This window comes from Phenylobacterium sp. (assembly GCF_016793285.1).
Lineage (GTDB): Bacteria > Pseudomonadota > Alphaproteobacteria > Caulobacterales > Caulobacteraceae > Phenylobacterium.
In genome coordinates, this window is sequence record NZ_JAEUMO010000001.1 from 21097 (window position 1) to 35052 (window position 13956).

A 13956-nucleotide genomic window follows, 5' to 3' on the forward strand; every position below is an offset into this window, starting at 1 on the left:
AGGCGGCGCGGCGCGCCCACTAGCCTGCCCACGCAACCGGAGCCCTCGATGCGCATCGCCACCTGGAACGTGAACTCGATCAACGCCCGGTTGGAGACCATCCTGCGCTGGTTCGAGGAAGCCAGGCCCGACGTCGCCTGCCTGCAGGAGATCAAGTGCGTCGATGAGAAGTTCCCCACCGAAGCCTTTGAACGGCTTGGCTACAACGTCGCCGTCCACGGCCAGAAGACCTACAATGGCGTGGCCCTGCTCGCGAAGACCCCGCTGGAGGATGTGCGCCGCGGCCTGCCCCTCGGTCCGGGCGACGACGCCGACGACCACGCCCGCTACATCGAGGCGGTCGTGTCGGGCCCGCAGCCGGTTCGCGTGGCGTCCATCTACCTGCCCAACGGCAATCCGGCCGGGACGGAGAAATACGCCTACAAGCTGGCCTGGATGGCCCGCCTCGACGCCCATGCCCGCGAACTGCTGGGCTGGGAGGAGCCGTTCGTGCTGGCCGGCGACTACAACGTCATCCCCGAGCCGCGCGACGCGGCCTTCCCCAACAACTGGCAGGACGACGCCCTCTTCCAGCCGGCCACGCGCCAGGCGTTCCGGGCGCTCAAGAACCTCGGCCTCACCGAGGCCTTCCTGCAGGCCGACGGCGCGGAGGGCGCCTTCACCTTCTGGGACTACCAGGCCGGCGCGTGGCAGCGGAACAACGGCATACGCATCGACCACGCGCTCCTCTCGCCACAGGCCGCCGACCTGCTGACGGGCGTCGCGATCCACAAGCACGTGCGCGCCTGGGACAAGCCCTCCGACCATGTGCCCCTCGTCGTCGAGCTCGACGCCTGACCATGCTGGAAGACGGCTTCCACGACGTCCCGAACGGCAAGATCGCCGCCGTCGTCACTTCGCTGGAGATGTTCGCGAAGCCGCCGGCGCGCCCAGAGGCGGAAGGCCTCGACTGGACGCTGGAGCGCCTGCCGCGCCCCGCGGCCGAGGACTACCTGGCGCTCTATTCCGCCGTCGGCCGCGACTGGCTCTGGTTCACGCGGCTGGTCATGCCGCGCGAGGCGCTCCTGGCGACGATCCGCGACCCGCGCGTCGAGGTCTACCGCCTGGAGGCCCCCGGCGGGGAGACCGGCATACTAGAGCTCGACTTCCGGCAGGCCGACACCTGCGAACTGGCCTACTTCGGCGTCTCGCCGGGGCTCGTGGGCGGCGGCGCCGCGCGCTGGATGATGAACCGGGCGGTCGAACGGGCCTGGTCGCGGCCGATCAGGCGCTTCTGGGTCCACACCTGCACGCTCGACCACCCCAGCGCGCCGCAGTTCTACATGCGCTCGGGCTTCCAGCCCTTCCGCCGCGAGGTCGAGATCGCCGACGACCCGCGCCTCGCCGGCCTCGCACCGCTGGACTCCGCCCCGCACATACCGGTGATCGACGCCGACTCGGCGTAGGTTCCGCCGCATGGACGAGGCTGCGCGGCTCCTGACGCTGCTCGCGCTCGCCGGCGGGGCGCTGACCCTCGTGGGCGGGGCCTTCGCCTACTTCCTCGATGAGACGCGCCGGATCCGGCGCGCGCTGGCCGCGGGCCTCGGCGGCGCGGCGCCGCAGCCGATGCTGATCGCGCGCGGTCGCGGGGTCGGCATCGGCTTCGACCTCTCGGCCGGCGCCGTCGTCGTGACCTGGGACAAGGGCGGCTGGCGGCTCTGCTATCGCCTGACCGAGCTCGTCGGCGTGGAATTGATCGTCGACCGCGCCGTGGCCGCCCGCGCCTTCCGCGGCGAGCCGCGCCGCGCGCTGGACCAACTCGCCGACCCCCAGGAACGCGTGCGCCTGCGCTTTGTCTTCGACGACCCGACGCACCCGGACTTCGCGCTCGACCTCTGGCTGCCCGAGGACGACGGCCTGCCGAAACGCATGGACGCCCCCGAGGCGCTCGGCGAGGCCAACCGCTGGATGGCGCGCATGGACTCCATCCTGCGGCGCGCGGGTCAGGGCGTGGCCAAGGCGCCGGCCACCGCGCCGGTCGTGCGCCAGGCCGCCGCCCGCGCCGCCCCGCCGCCCGCCCTGTTCGACGACGATGACGACGATGCGTTTGAAGACAACCCCGAGAACGCCATAACTTGACGATGTAAATTTATCCGTCAGTCTGACGGTCTGGGAGGAGCCCCCCGATGTCCAACCTGATCGCCGCCGCCGCCTTCTTCGTCCTGCTGCACCTCGTGGTGTCGGGCACGCGTCTTCGCGACGTGCTGATCGCCCGCATCGGCCAGGGGCCGTACATGGGGCTGTTCGTCCTGGCGTCCTTCGCGGGGCTCGCCTGGCTGGGCTGGGGCTTCGCCGAGGCTCGGGCCGCCGCCGACAACGTCGTTTACTGGAGCGTGACGCCGGCGACGCGGACGATCCAGCTCGTGCTGCAGGTCGTGGCGATGGTCTTCATCGTCGTCGGCATCGCCACCCGGAACCCGACGGCGGTGCGGAGCGAGGCGGCGCTGGACGATCCGGACATCGTGCGAGGCATGCTGCGCGTCACCCGCCACCCGTTCCTCTGGGGCGTGGCGATCTGGGCGGTCGGCCACCTGCTCGTGAACGGCGACCGGGCCGGCCTCATCCTCTTCGGCTCCATGCTGATCCTGGCGGTCTACGGAACCCGCAGCATCGACGCCAAGCGCAAGCGCGCGCTGGGGGCTTCGTGGGACGCCTTCGCCGCCCGCACCTCGAACATCCCCTTCGCGGCGATCCTGTCCGGGCGCCAGAGCCTCAGCCTCGGCGAGATCGGATGGTGGAAGCCGGCCCTGGGCCTCGCGGTCGCCGCCGCCGTCGCCCTCGCCCACCCCTATGCCTTCGGGGTCGCCGCCCTGCCCTGAGACGGAGCCATGCTGGGTCGAGCCCTTCTCCAGACCGCCGTCATCGCCGTCCTCTTCGGCCTGATGCTGTTCCTGCCCGCCGGCCGCCTCGACTGGTGGCAGGCCTGGGCGTTCATCGCCCTCTTCGTCGTCTCGAGCATCGCGATGGCGGCCGGTCTCGCGCGCACCGACCCCGCCCTGCTGCGCGAGCGCACCTCGGTCTCCGGCGGCCGCGGCCTGCGGCCGCTGGACCGGGTGTTCTTCGCCCTCCTTCCCATCGGGATCGTCGGCTGGTTCGTCGGCATGGGATGGGAAGCGCGGCTGCACGCGCCGGCCTGGGGCCTCTGCGGCCAGGCTCTCGGCGGGGCGATGCAGGCGGCGTGCATGTGGGTCGCCTGGGTGACCTTCCGCGTGAACAGCTTCGCCGCGCCGGCGGTGCAGGTGCAGAGCGACCGCGCGCAGGAGGTGATCCAGACCGGCCCCTACGCACTTGTCCGCCACCCGATGTACGCCGGCGCGGTGCTCTGGATGCTGGGGACGCCGCTGCTGCTGGGCTCGCGCTGGGGCTTCGCCGGCAGCGTGCTCCTGATTCTGCTCGTCGCGGCGCGCGCGGTCGGCGAGGAGAAGGTGCTGGCGGCCGAGCTGGCCGGCTACGACGCCTACCGCCGCAAGGTGCGTTTCCGCCTGCTGCCGGGCGTCTGGTGAGGCTCAGCCCAGCGCGAAGTCCACGGCCGCCCGGCAGTGGACGAGGCTGGTGTCGACGGCGGGGACGTCCAGGTCGTCCTGGCCGAGCAGCATCCCGATCTCGGTGCAGCCGAAGATCACGCCGTCGGCGCCCTCGCCGCGCGCGGCGGCGACCATGGCCAGCGCGTCGGCCTTCGACCCGGGCCTCACCACGCCCTGGCAGAGTTCGTCGTAGATGATCGCCTGCAGGCGGTCGCGGCCGGCCTGGTCGGGCGTCAGCGGGTCCAGCCCGGCCGCGCGGAGCCGCTCCCGGTAGAAGTCCTTCTCCATGGTGAAGCGCGTCGCCAGCAGCAGGGGACGCGCGACGCCCCTCGCCTTCAGCGCCGCGGCGGTCGCGTCGCCGATGTGCAGGAAGGGCACGCCGACGGCGGCGCAGATCGCATCGGCGTTCAGGTGCATCGTGTTGGCGGCGAGCACGATGACGTCGGCCCCGGCTCGCTCCAGCCGCGCCGCGGCGTCGGCGAGGATGACGCCGGTCTCGTCCCAGCGATCCTGGGCCTGCAACGCGGCGATCGGCGCGAAGTCCACAGAACGGATCAGCAGCTCGGCCGAGTGCAGGCCGCCCAGGCGTTCGCGCACCAGCCGGTTCAGCTCGCGATAGTAGATCGCCGTCGACTCGGCGCTCATGCCCCCGAGGAGGCCGATGGTCTTCATTCGACACCTGCGCTGACACGATGACGCAGGGCCAGGGTCCGCCGCGCCGCTGGAGTCTCTTTAGGATCAGGCCGCCCCGGACGGAAGCGCCGACCACCGGAGGCTGCTTACTCGCCTTTTACGAGTGGCCTTGCAACGCGTTCCAATTTCATGTTGCAGTGCAGATATCACGGATATCTCAGAAGTGAGCGAAACCTTATTGCGTAAGGTTTCGATGTATTTCGCGCTTGCGAAATTCCGGCCATACAGGGCGACAATGAGGCCAACGTAAAACAAAGAAGGCGCGCCATTGGCGCGCCCCTAGGTTGTTATTGGGATGAACAAAGTCAGAAACGACCAGATCATTGCTCAAAACTACTGACGTTACAAGGACACATGACAACTGCATCTTCGCGCGCCTTCGCGACATAACTGAGTCTTATTTAGTTATCAGCGTTCACCTACCGCATTAGCGTTGACGACCTGACACGGCTGCTTCAGCTTGCCGCTCAAGCGCAGCGAATAGCGCTACATCAAAGCTGCGGGGAGGCAGTCCAGATGACGTTCAGGCATTGCTTGTTGGCGTCCAGCGCGCTGATGGCCGCCGTGGTCGGCACGTCGGCTCACGCCCAGTCCAGTTCCACGAACACGATCGCCGAGCTCGTGGTCACCGCCGAGAAGCGCGAACAGAGCCTGCAGGACGTACCGGTCGCGATCTCGGCGTTCACGTCGGAACAGCGTGACATCGTCGGCATCCAGTCCATCCAGGACATGACCAACTTCACGCCGGGCCTGCAGTATTCGACATCGACCGACCGCGTGTCGCTGCGCGGCCTGGGGCGACTCACCAACGTGCTGTCGGCCGACGCCTCGGTCGCCAACTACGCCGACGGCGTCTACGAGACCTTCGCCGTGCGCGCGGGCTCGTCCACCCTCTTCCTCGACCGGGTCGAGATCCTGCGCGGTCCGCAGGGCACCCTCTACGGCCGCAATGCGATCGCCGGCGCGATCAACATCATCTCGCGGCGTCCGACCGACAGCCCCTACGCCGAGGTCCGCGCCACCTACGGCAACTACAACCGCTCGGTGCTCGAGGGCGCCGTCTCGGGCCCGGTGAACGACAAGGTGAAGATGCGCCTCGCCGTCAACTGGGAGCGGCAGAGCAAGGGCTACATCGACAACACCGTGCCGGGCATGCCCAGCGAGGGCGGCGTCGTCGACAGCTTCTACGCCGAAGCCCAGATCGACGTGCAGTTCAACGAAAAGCTCGAGATGTGGTCGAAGTTCGGCTTCACGAACTGGCGCCACGGCGCCGGCGGCCCGGGTTCGCAATCGGCCGGCTGGACGCCCGAGATCTTCAATCTCGACGGCAGCAGGAAGGCGCTCCGCTCGGCCACCAACCCGAACGGCGCCGACGCCTTCGACATCACCGAGTTCTACTCGGAAGCCACCCACTTCAACCCGGGCTTCGGCTGCTCGGGCCTCGCGACCAACGTCGTGCTGGCCAGCCCCGACGGCTGCCGCAACGTCTCGTACGACAGCCCGTGGAAGATCAACCGGCCGACCACCTACAACGTGCGCGTTCCGAACGCCTACACGGTGGCCAGCCACTGGACGTACCACGCCGACAACTTCGACATTAAGTACATCCTGGGCGGGGTCCGGTACTGGTATCACCTGAAGGGCTCGACCCCGGGCGGCAGCCAGGACCCCGGCGTCCTGGAGTACCGCGTCGGCGCGGCCACCACGGTCTACCCGCAGGAAGCGTTCGACTACCAGGAGCGCAACGGCTTCATCTCGAACGAGCTGAACCTCGTCTCGACGACCGAGGGCCCGTTCCAGTGGATCGCGGGCGCCTACTACTACCACCAGCACTACCGTCAGCCGGTCCACACGATCGAGGATCCGCGCCAGACGGGCTGGAACATCTCGCCGCCGTTCGGCGTCTGCCTGAACGGCGCGGGCGTCGCGGCCACGGCGGTGACCTGTCCGGCCGGCATCGGCCGGCGGTTCGACAACCGTCCGTCGGTCAGCAACACCTCGTACGCCTTCTACGGCCAGGTCAGCTACGACTTCAGCGACGCCCTCACCTTCACCGGCGGCCTGCGCTACTCGCACGACCGCAAGTATGGAACGGAAAAGGCGCGCCTGCTCTGCCTGGGCCTGCCCGCCTGCCTGGGGGGCCTCGCGCCCGAGTTCGCGCTCATCCCGCTGGACCTCACGGGCGTGAACACGGTCGTCGCCGCCGGCAGCGGCGCCGGCATCGACGTGATCCCGAAGGGCGTCGAAGGCCCGACCACGTTCGATCCGACCACCGGCTTCGCCACCCGCAAGTACGACGCCTCCTGGTCGGCCGTCACCGGCACCGCCAAGGTCGAGTGGCACCCCGACGACGACACGCTGGGCTACGCCAGCTACGCCCGCGGCTACCGTTCGGGCGGCTTCAACATCGGCATCTTCACGGTGCTGAGCTTCCTGCCCTACTCGAAGGAAGAGACGGTCGACGCCTTCGAACTGGGCCTGAAGAAGACCTTCGGGCGCACGCTGCAGACCAACGTGGCGCTCTACCACTACTCCTATCAGAACCTGCAGATCCCGATCTCGGTCGTGCAGACCGGCAGCCTGATGGGCCAGACGATCAGCCAGGGCACGACCTCGTTCTACAACACCCCGAAGTCGCGCTCGCAGGGCGTCGAGGTCGAGGTGCTGTGGCAGCCGATCCAGAACCTGCAGATCATCGCCAACTACTCGTACATCGACGCCGAGATCACCAAGGGCTTCGCCGTCGACACCGTCGATCCGACCGCGGCCCAGCCGGGCGCCAAGCCGATCCACACGATCGCGCAGTGCCAGGCCGGCGGCGCCACCGTGCAGGGCGACTGCGTGCTGGACGAACCCACGCTGGGCCTGCCCGGCGGCGGCTTCCAGCGCATCCAGAGCCTGAAGGGCAACGACCTGCCCAACGCGCCGCGGAACAAGATCGCGATCGCCGCCAACTACACCTGGGACTTCGAGCCGGGGTCGCTGACCGCCAGCGTGTCCTACTCGTGGCGCGACAACGCCTACGGGGCCCTGTTCGAGCGCTGGTACAACAAGGCGCCGACCTGGGATCAGGTGGACGCCCGGGTCCTGTGGAAGGACAAGGACGATAAGTTCGAGATCATCGGCTATGTGAAGAACATCTTCGACAAGATCGGCTACGACCAGGGCGCGACGGGCCGGCGTGTCGACGGGCAGGTCACGAACCTGCTCTACGGCGCGAACCCGGCGGGCCTGGCCTGCAGCCCCGTCGCGCAGGGCGCCGCCAACCCGGCCGCCGGCAGCGTCGGCACCATCTACTGCATCCAGGGGATCTCGAAGACCTACTACAACACGCCGCCACGGACCTACGGGGTCGAGCTGCGCTACAAGTTCTTCTGACCTTTCAATGGCCCGCCCTCGCAGAAGGGGCGGGCCATTTCGCTCTTGAAGACCGGGAAGAAGCGCAATCACGCGCCCGCCCGGAGAACTGCGGGGAGGGAATACAATGAAACTCAAGCACAGCTTGCTTGCGTCCAGCGCCCTGCTGGCCGCCGTAGTGAGCGCGACGGCCGCCCAGGCGCAGTCGTCGGCCGCCTCGAACACCATCGAGGAGCTGGTGGTCACCGCCGAGCGGCGGGAGCAGAGCCTTCAGGACGTGCCGGTCGCGATCTCGGCCTTCACGGCCGAGAAGCGGGACCTGATCGGCATCCAGTCGGTCTTCGACCTGACCAACTTCACGCCCGGGCTGCAGTACTCCACCCAGACCGACCGGGTGAGCCTGCGCGGCGTGGGCCGGACCAACAACGTCCACGCGGCCGACGCCTCGGTCTCGGTCTATTCGGACGGCATCTACACGACCTCGACGGTCGAAGCCGGCAAGACGCCGCTCTTCCTCGAGCGGGTGGAGATCCTGCGCGGCCCGCAGGCCACGCTCTACGGGCGCAACGCCATCGGCGGCGCCATCAACCTGGTCTCCAAGCGGCCCACCGACGAGTGGTACGGCGAGGTCCGCGGCCAGTACCAGAACTACAACCACCATATCCTGGAAGGCGCGATCTCGGGCCCGACGTTCATCGACGGCATCACCTTCCGCCTCGCCGCCAACTGGGAGAAGCAGTCCAAGGGCTGGATCGACAACATCGTCCCGGGCGAGCCTGACGAAGGCAACGTCATCAACACCAACATCGTCGAAGGCCAGTTGAAGTTCGACATCGGCGAGAACTTCGACGGCTGGATGAAGCTGACGTGGATCGAGTGGCGCAACGGTGCCGGCGGGCCCGGCTCGCGCGGCACCTGGACGCCCGCCGTCTATCCGACGTTCGAGGCCGCCAACGCCGGCATCACGCTCCAGCCGGGATACGGCTGCAGCGGCAACGCCACCAACGTGCTCAACGCCAGCCCCATGGGCTGCGTGAACCCCGCGCTGACCAACCCGCGGAAGATCGCGTCGACGATCCCCTACGACGTCGACCTGAACGGCACCTACATCTTCGCCAGCGAGTGGACCTACCACTTCACGGGCTTCGACCTGCGCTACCAGTTGGGCGCGGTCCACTATCACTACTACCTGCAGGGCCCGACGCCGGTCGACCAGACCGCCCCGATCCTGCGCTACACCCTGCCTTCCGTGACCGGCCAGAACAACGCGGTGGTCAACCCGCGCTACGCGTTCAACTACCAGGAAGAGGAATCCTGGCTGTCGAACGAAGTCACCCTCGTCTCGACGCACGACGGTCCGGTTCAGTGGCTGGCCGGCCTCTACTACTGGAAGGAAAGCTACGGCCAGCCGGTCTACACCTATCTGGTGGACGAGCCGCGGGTGCAGGGGCCTTTCGGCGTGCCGGCGACCCTCTGCGCAAAGCGCAACGGCACCTGCGCCGCCAACCCGAACCGGCGGATCTTCGACACCTACCCCGAGTTCGACATCAGCTCGCGCGCCGCCTACGCCCAGCTCGACTGGGAGTTCATCGACACCTTCACGCTCAGCGGCGGCATCCGCTACTCGATCGACAAGAAGGAAGGCATCGAGCGCGGCCGCCTGCTCTGCTACCAGGTCGCCGGCTGCTTCGCGGCCCCCGAACTGAACGGCGCCATCGCCGGCGGCATCCCGGTGGTCGACATCACCGAGAACCAGTGGTCGTCCGCCGCGATCCTGCCGAAGGGCGTGATCACGCCGACGGTCTTCGATCCCGTCAGCGGCTTCGCCACCCGCTACCTGAAGGACGAGTGGCAGGAGGTCACCGGCAACGTCACCCTGAAGTGGGACCCCGACCCGGACACCAACGCCTTTGCCCGCTACAGCCACGGCTACAAGCCGGGCGGCTTCCGGATCGGCATCGACGTGGGCTTCTCGCCCAATCCGGAGACCCGCGAGGAGAAGGTCGAAGCCTTCGAAGTCGGCCTGAAGAAGAACTTCGGACGTAACATCCAGGCCAATATCGCGGCCTTCTACTACGACTACTCCAACGCCCAGATCCCGCTCACGATCGTCAACACCTCGGGCGCGGTCGCGGTCACGCAGTCGATCTTCTACAACGTGCCGGAAGCCTCCTCGAAGGGCATCGAGATCGAGACGATCTGGCAGCCGATCGAAAACCTGCAGATCCTGGCCAACTACTCCTACCTCGACGCGCATATCACCGAGGGTTCGGCCATCGACCCGGCCGACCCGGCGGCGCTGCAACCCGGCGCGCGGCCGATCACCGACCGCTCGCTCTGCCGCGCCACCGCCTACGGCGACGCCACCACCACCTGCGCGGCCGACGTCTATACGAGCCCGCGCCCGGTCGTGAACGCGGCAGGCGCCACCACCCAGGTCTCGGGCTCGCCCGATCCGAACGGCGGCTTCCAGCGCGTCCAGAACCTCAAGGGCTACAACCTGCCGAACTCGCCGCGGCACAAGATCGCGATCAACGCGAACTACACCTACCCGTTCAGCGACGGCTCCTCGCTCACCGGCTCGGTCAGCTACACGTGGCGCGACAGCCAGTACGGCTCGATCTTCGATCGGGACTACTACAAGTCCCCCTCGTGGGATCAGGTCGACGCCCGCCTGACCTGGAAGGCCAAGGACCGGAAGACCACGGTCATCGCCTTCGTGAAGAACCTGTTCGACGACCTCGGCTACGAGGGCGGCGCCGGCGCCTCGCGTCGGGCGGGGTCGATCTACACGCCGCCCGCCGGCGCGCCGATCGTCAACGTCGTGCAGGACGCGCGGCCGGACATCGCGGGCAACAACCCGGCCAGCACCTATCCGCTGACCCCGCCGCGCACCTACGGCATCGAGCTGCAGTACAAGTTCTTCTGATCAGCACCCCAAGCGTTGACGGAAGCGAGCGCCCGACGGTCACCGTCGGGCGCTTTTTCCATCCGCCCTCACCGGCCTATAGTCGCGTGAGAACCAAGGGAGGGACGCGTTGGAGTTCCAGGATATCCGGTATGCCATCGAGGATGGCGTCGGCGTCATCACCCTGAACCGGCCGCAGTACCGCAACGCGCAGAGCTGGCGGATGCTCGACGAGATCGACGCCGCGTTCGACCTGGCGCGCAACGACGAGGCGGTGAAGATCGTGCTGATCCGCGGCGCCGGCGGCGTGTTTTCCACCGGCCACGACCTGGGCACGCCCGAGGGGGCCGACTACCGCAAGGAGAAGATCGGCGCGGGCGGCGTGCGCCACTACGACGCCTTCAAGAAATACAACCTCGACCTGCTCCTGAAGTGGCGCAATTTCGAGAAGCCCACCATCGCCATGGTCGAGGGCTACTGCATCTACGCCGGCTGGATGCTGGCCGCGGCGTGCGATGTCATCTTCGCCGCCGACGACAGCCAGTTCCTGCCGGGTTTCGTCGAATACATGTCGATCCCGTGGGACGTCGGCATCCGCCGCGCCAAGGAGCTGTGCTTCGAGAGCCGGTTCATCGGGCCCGAGGAGGCGCGCGAGGCGGGCTTCGTGAACCGCGTCGTCCCCAAGGCCGACCTCGAGCGCGAGACCTTCGCCTGGGCGCGGCGCGTGGCCGAGAACGACGCCGGCTACCTGCGCTTCGCCAAGCTCCAGATGAACAAGGCACAGGACGCCCAAGGGTTCACCAGGGCCGTCGAGGACTCGCTCGGCGACTACGTGGCCATGATGTGGATGCCGGGCAACGAGATGCGGGTGGCGGGCGAGCGGCGCCTCCTCACCGTCGATCTCGCCGTGCGTGGCCGCAAAGGCGACCGCCACGGCCTCACCCCTGCGAAGGCGGCCGAATGATGGGAACGAGCTTCAAGGCCCTGCGCCTGCACAAGACCGACGCCGGTGCGCCCGACGCACGCTTCGAGGACCTGACCATCGACGACCTTATGGACGGCGACGTCACCGTCCGCGTCGAACACTCCACGGTGAACTTCAAGGACGGGCTCGCGATCACCGGGCGCTCGCCCGTCGTTCGGACCTGGCCGCTGATCCCCGGCATCGACTTTGCGGGTGTCGTGGAGAGTTCCGACCACGCCGGGTTCAGGCCGGGCGACCGCGTCGTCCTGAACGGCTGGGGGGTCGGCGAGACCCACCATGGCGGCTACGCGGGCGTCGCGCGGGTCAAGGGCGACTGGCTGGTGAAGCTGCCGGACGCCATCTCCAACGCCCACGCCATGGCGATCGGCACCGCCGGCTACACGTCGATGCTCTGCGTGCTCGGCCTGGAGCGGCTCGGCGTCACGCCCGACAAGGGCGAGGTGATCGTCACGGGCGCGGCCGGCGGCGTGGGCTCCGTCGCCGTGGCGATCCTGGCGAAGCTGGGCTACCGCGTCGTCGCCTCCTCGCGCCGCAAGGAGAGCGAGAGCGCCTACCTCGCCGGTCTCGGCGCCGCCGAGGTGATCGACGCGGCCGAACTCGCGGCGCCCGGCCGCCCGCTGGCGCGCGAGCGCTGGGCCGGCGCCGTCGACGCCGTCGGCAGCCACACGCTCGCCAACGTGCTGGCCCAGACCCGCTACGGCGGCGTGGTCACCGCCTGCGGCCTCGCCCAGGGCATGGACCTGCCGGCCTCCGTCGCGCCGTTCATCCTGCGCGGCGTCACTCTGGCCGGGATCGACAGCGTGATGCGGCCGAAGCCCGATCGCGAGCAGGCCTGGGCCCGCCTGGCGACCGACCTCGACCTCGGCCGGCTGGACGCCATGACCACGCACGCCGCCCTCGCGGACGTCCCGCGCCTCGCCGGCGAGATCGTCGAGGGCAAGGTGCGAGGCCGGGTGGTGATCGACCTCTAAGGTCCCGCCTGCCCCGTCGAAGTCAGATCTACAGCGCCTTCTCGATCGCCGCGACCAGGCCCGCGTCCTGCGGCTCGGTCCGTGGCCCGAAGGCTTCCAGCGCTTCGCCGTTCTTGCCGATCAGGATCTTGTGGAAGTTCCAGACGGGCACGGCGGGCTCGCCCAGCTCCTGCTCGGCCCAGGCGTAGAACGGATGCCGGCCGGCTTCCTTCACGTCGACCTTCGACGTCATCGGGAAGTCGATGCCGAAGGTGGTCGAGCAGAAGGTCTCGATGTCCTTCTCCGTGCCCGGCTCCTGGCCCATGAACTGGTTGCAGGGCACGCCCAGCACCACGAGGCCCTTGTCCTTGTAGTCGCTGTAGAGCTGCTCCAGGCCGTTGTACTGCGGCGTCAGCCCGCACTTGGAGGCCGTGTTCACCACCAGGACCACCTTGTCCTTGAAGGTGCTGAGCGGCAGCTCGCCGCCGCTAATCTTGTCGAACGTGAAGTCGTAGGCGCTGGACATCGCAGGCTCCCAGTCTCTGTCGGGACCGGAAGCTAGTCCCCTTACCCGGCGTCTTCCAACGCCTGTTCCACCGCGATCGCCAAATCCAACGCAGAGGTGGCTTCGGCGGCGTCCACCACCGGGCGCGGGGCCTCGCCGCGCACGGCCGCGAGGAACCCCTCGACGCTGGCGCCCAAGGGGTCCTGGGCGGCGGGCGTGTCGGCGAAACCGGGATTCAACGCGAACGGCGTGGTGTTGCGGAACGTGCGCGCCATGAAGTCGATGGCGACCTCGCCGGAAGGATAGACCACCCGCATCGTGCGGTGGCGCCCCGCGGCGCGGCGCGAGACGTCGAAGATCGCCGTGAAGCCGCTCTCGAAGCTGGCCTCGGCGCGGACCTCGTCCCAGACGCCGTCGTCCGCGCGATGGCCCTCGGCCTCGGCCGTCACCGGCTGGGACGCCGCGATGGCCAGCGCCAGGTCGATGTCATGCACCATCAGGTCCAGCACGGCCGAGACGTCGCGGCTGCGGTCCGACGGCGGCCCGTGGCGCACGGCTTCGAGCAGCAGGGGCTGTTCGGGCACGTCCAGCAGGCCCATGGCCTGGAACACCACGCGTTCCTGGTGCCCGCACGCGACGATCACGCCGGCCTTCGCGGCGGCGGCCCGCACCCGTTCGGCGTCGGCGACGCTGATGGCGATCGGCTTCTCGACGTAGACATGCTTGCCGGCCGCGATGGCCGCCAGCGCCTGCTCGGCATGGTGCGTCGCGGGCGATGCTACGGTCACCACATCCACCTGCGCCAACAGGTCGTCCAGCTCCGCGAAGGCGCGGCCGCCCAGCGGCATCGCCGCCTTGGCGGCCCGGTCCGGATGGGTGTCGAACACGCCGACGAAGTCGACTCCGGCGATCCGCGCGTACTGCCGCGCGTGATAGCCGCCGAACACCCCCGCCCCGATCACACCGCCGCGCAAGCTCATGAGGCGCCGCCTACC

12 protein-coding genes are annotated in these 13956 nt (G+C 68.7%); 9 read left to right on the forward strand and 3 right to left on the reverse strand.

The genetic code is table 11. The features are described 5' to 3' along the window. The first annotated feature begins 48 nt into the window (after nucleotides 1-48). Genes xth through JNL41_RS00155 form a run of 5 tightly spaced genes read left to right on the forward strand, consistent with a single transcriptional unit; the run spans nucleotide 49 to nucleotide 3542 of the window. Complete coding sequence (gene xth, locus JNL41_RS00135; RefSeq protein ID WP_293472028.1) at nucleotides 49-837, forward strand: exodeoxyribonuclease III; 789 nt, start codon at nucleotides 49-51, stop codon at nucleotides 835-837. A gap of 2 nt (nucleotides 838-839) precedes the next feature. Beyond that, nucleotides 840-1445, forward strand: coding sequence for a GNAT family N-acetyltransferase (locus tag JNL41_RS00140; RefSeq protein WP_293472030.1), 606 nt, complete (start codon nucleotides 840-842; stop codon nucleotides 1443-1445). A 10-nt stretch (nucleotides 1446-1455) separates the two neighbouring features. Then, on the forward strand, nucleotides 1456-2118 hold the full coding sequence (locus JNL41_RS00145) for a hypothetical protein (protein WP_293472032.1): 663 nt from the start codon (nucleotides 1456-1458) through the stop codon (nucleotides 2116-2118). 47 nt (nucleotides 2119-2165) lie between these two features. Further along, nucleotides 2166-2858: an NnrU family protein gene (locus JNL41_RS00150; RefSeq protein ID WP_293472034.1), complete on the forward strand. Its 693-nt coding sequence runs from the start codon at nucleotides 2166-2168 to the stop codon at nucleotides 2856-2858. A 9-nt stretch (nucleotides 2859-2867) separates the two neighbouring features. After that, a complete protein-coding gene (locus tag JNL41_RS00155; protein WP_293472036.1) occupies nucleotides 2868-3542 on the forward strand; it encodes an isoprenylcysteine carboxylmethyltransferase family protein in 675 nt (224 codons plus the stop codon). A gap of 3 nt (nucleotides 3543-3545) precedes the next feature. Here the strand turns inward: JNL41_RS00155 and JNL41_RS00160 are convergent, their stop codons facing one another. After that, a complete protein-coding gene (locus tag JNL41_RS00160) occupies nucleotides 3546-4235 on the reverse strand; it encodes an aspartate/glutamate racemase family protein (RefSeq protein ID WP_293472038.1) in 690 nt (229 codons plus the stop codon). A 558-nt stretch (nucleotides 4236-4793) separates the two neighbouring features. Between JNL41_RS00160 and JNL41_RS00165 the strand changes: the two genes are divergently transcribed. The 4 genes from JNL41_RS00165 (at nucleotide 4794) to JNL41_RS00180 (ending at nucleotide 12477) form a co-directional block, all read left to right on the forward strand. Further along, entirely contained in the window at nucleotides 4794-7634 is a 2841-nt protein-coding gene (locus JNL41_RS00165) for a TonB-dependent receptor (protein ID WP_293472040.1), read from the forward strand. Nucleotides 7635-7740: 106 nt separating this feature from the next. Beyond that, nucleotides 7741-10542, forward strand: a complete 2802-nt coding sequence (locus JNL41_RS00170; protein WP_293472042.1) for a TonB-dependent receptor — start codon at nucleotides 7741-7743, stop codon at nucleotides 10540-10542. A gap of 109 nt (nucleotides 10543-10651) precedes the next feature. Further along, a complete protein-coding gene (locus JNL41_RS00175; RefSeq protein ID WP_293472043.1) occupies nucleotides 10652-11485 on the forward strand; it encodes an enoyl-CoA hydratase-related protein in 834 nt (277 codons plus the stop codon). After that, nucleotides 11482-12477 carry an MDR family oxidoreductase gene (locus tag JNL41_RS00180; protein WP_293472044.1) on the forward strand — a complete coding sequence of 332 codons (996 nt, stop codon included), beginning with the start codon at nucleotides 11482-11484 and terminating at the stop codon, nucleotides 12475-12477. Before JNL41_RS00175 ends, JNL41_RS00180 begins: the two co-directional genes overlap by 4 nt. Nucleotides 12478-12505: 28 nt before the next feature. Here JNL41_RS00180 and JNL41_RS00185 read toward each other — a convergent pair whose 3' ends face one another. Together JNL41_RS00185 and JNL41_RS00190 are read right to left on the reverse strand one after the other, a co-directional pair. Continuing rightward, nucleotides 12506-12982: a glutathione peroxidase gene (locus JNL41_RS00185; RefSeq protein ID WP_293472045.1), complete on the reverse strand. Its 477-nt coding sequence runs from the start codon at nucleotides 12980-12982 to the stop codon at nucleotides 12506-12508. A 41-nt stretch (nucleotides 12983-13023) separates the two neighbouring features. Continuing rightward, complete coding sequence (locus JNL41_RS00190; RefSeq protein WP_293472046.1) at nucleotides 13024-13941, reverse strand: Gfo/Idh/MocA family oxidoreductase; 918 nt, start codon at nucleotides 13939-13941, stop codon at nucleotides 13024-13026. Between the last annotated feature and the right edge of the window lie 15 nt (nucleotides 13942-13956).

Coding starts and splice junctions, on each gene's coding strand:
- xth (WP_293472028.1), top strand. CDS start 49: ATGCGCATCGCCACCTGGAACGTGAACTCGATCAACGCCCGGTTGGAG.
- JNL41_RS00140 (WP_293472030.1), top strand. CDS start 840: ATGCTGGAAGACGGCTTCCACGACGTCCCGAACGGCAAGATCGCCGCC.
- JNL41_RS00145 (WP_293472032.1), top strand. CDS start 1,456: ATGGACGAGGCTGCGCGGCTCCTGACGCTGCTCGCGCTCGCCGGCGGG.
- JNL41_RS00150 (WP_293472034.1), top strand. CDS start 2,166: ATGTCCAACCTGATCGCCGCCGCCGCCTTCTTCGTCCTGCTGCACCTC.
- JNL41_RS00155 (WP_293472036.1), top strand. CDS start 2,868: ATGCTGGGTCGAGCCCTTCTCCAGACCGCCGTCATCGCCGTCCTCTTC.
- JNL41_RS00160 (WP_293472038.1), bottom strand. CDS start 4,235: ATGAAGACCATCGGCCTCCTCGGGGGCATGAGCGCCGAGTCGACGGCG.
- JNL41_RS00170 (WP_293472042.1), top strand. CDS start 7,741: ATGAAACTCAAGCACAGCTTGCTTGCGTCCAGCGCCCTGCTGGCCGCC.
- JNL41_RS00180 (WP_293472044.1), top strand. CDS start 11,482: ATGATGGGAACGAGCTTCAAGGCCCTGCGCCTGCACAAGACCGACGCC.
- JNL41_RS00185 (WP_293472045.1), bottom strand. CDS start 12,982: ATGTCCAGCGCCTACGACTTCACGTTCGACAAGATTAGCGGCGGCGAG.
- JNL41_RS00190 (WP_293472046.1), bottom strand. CDS start 13,941: ATGAGCTTGCGCGGCGGTGTGATCGGGGCGGGGGTGTTCGGCGGCTAT.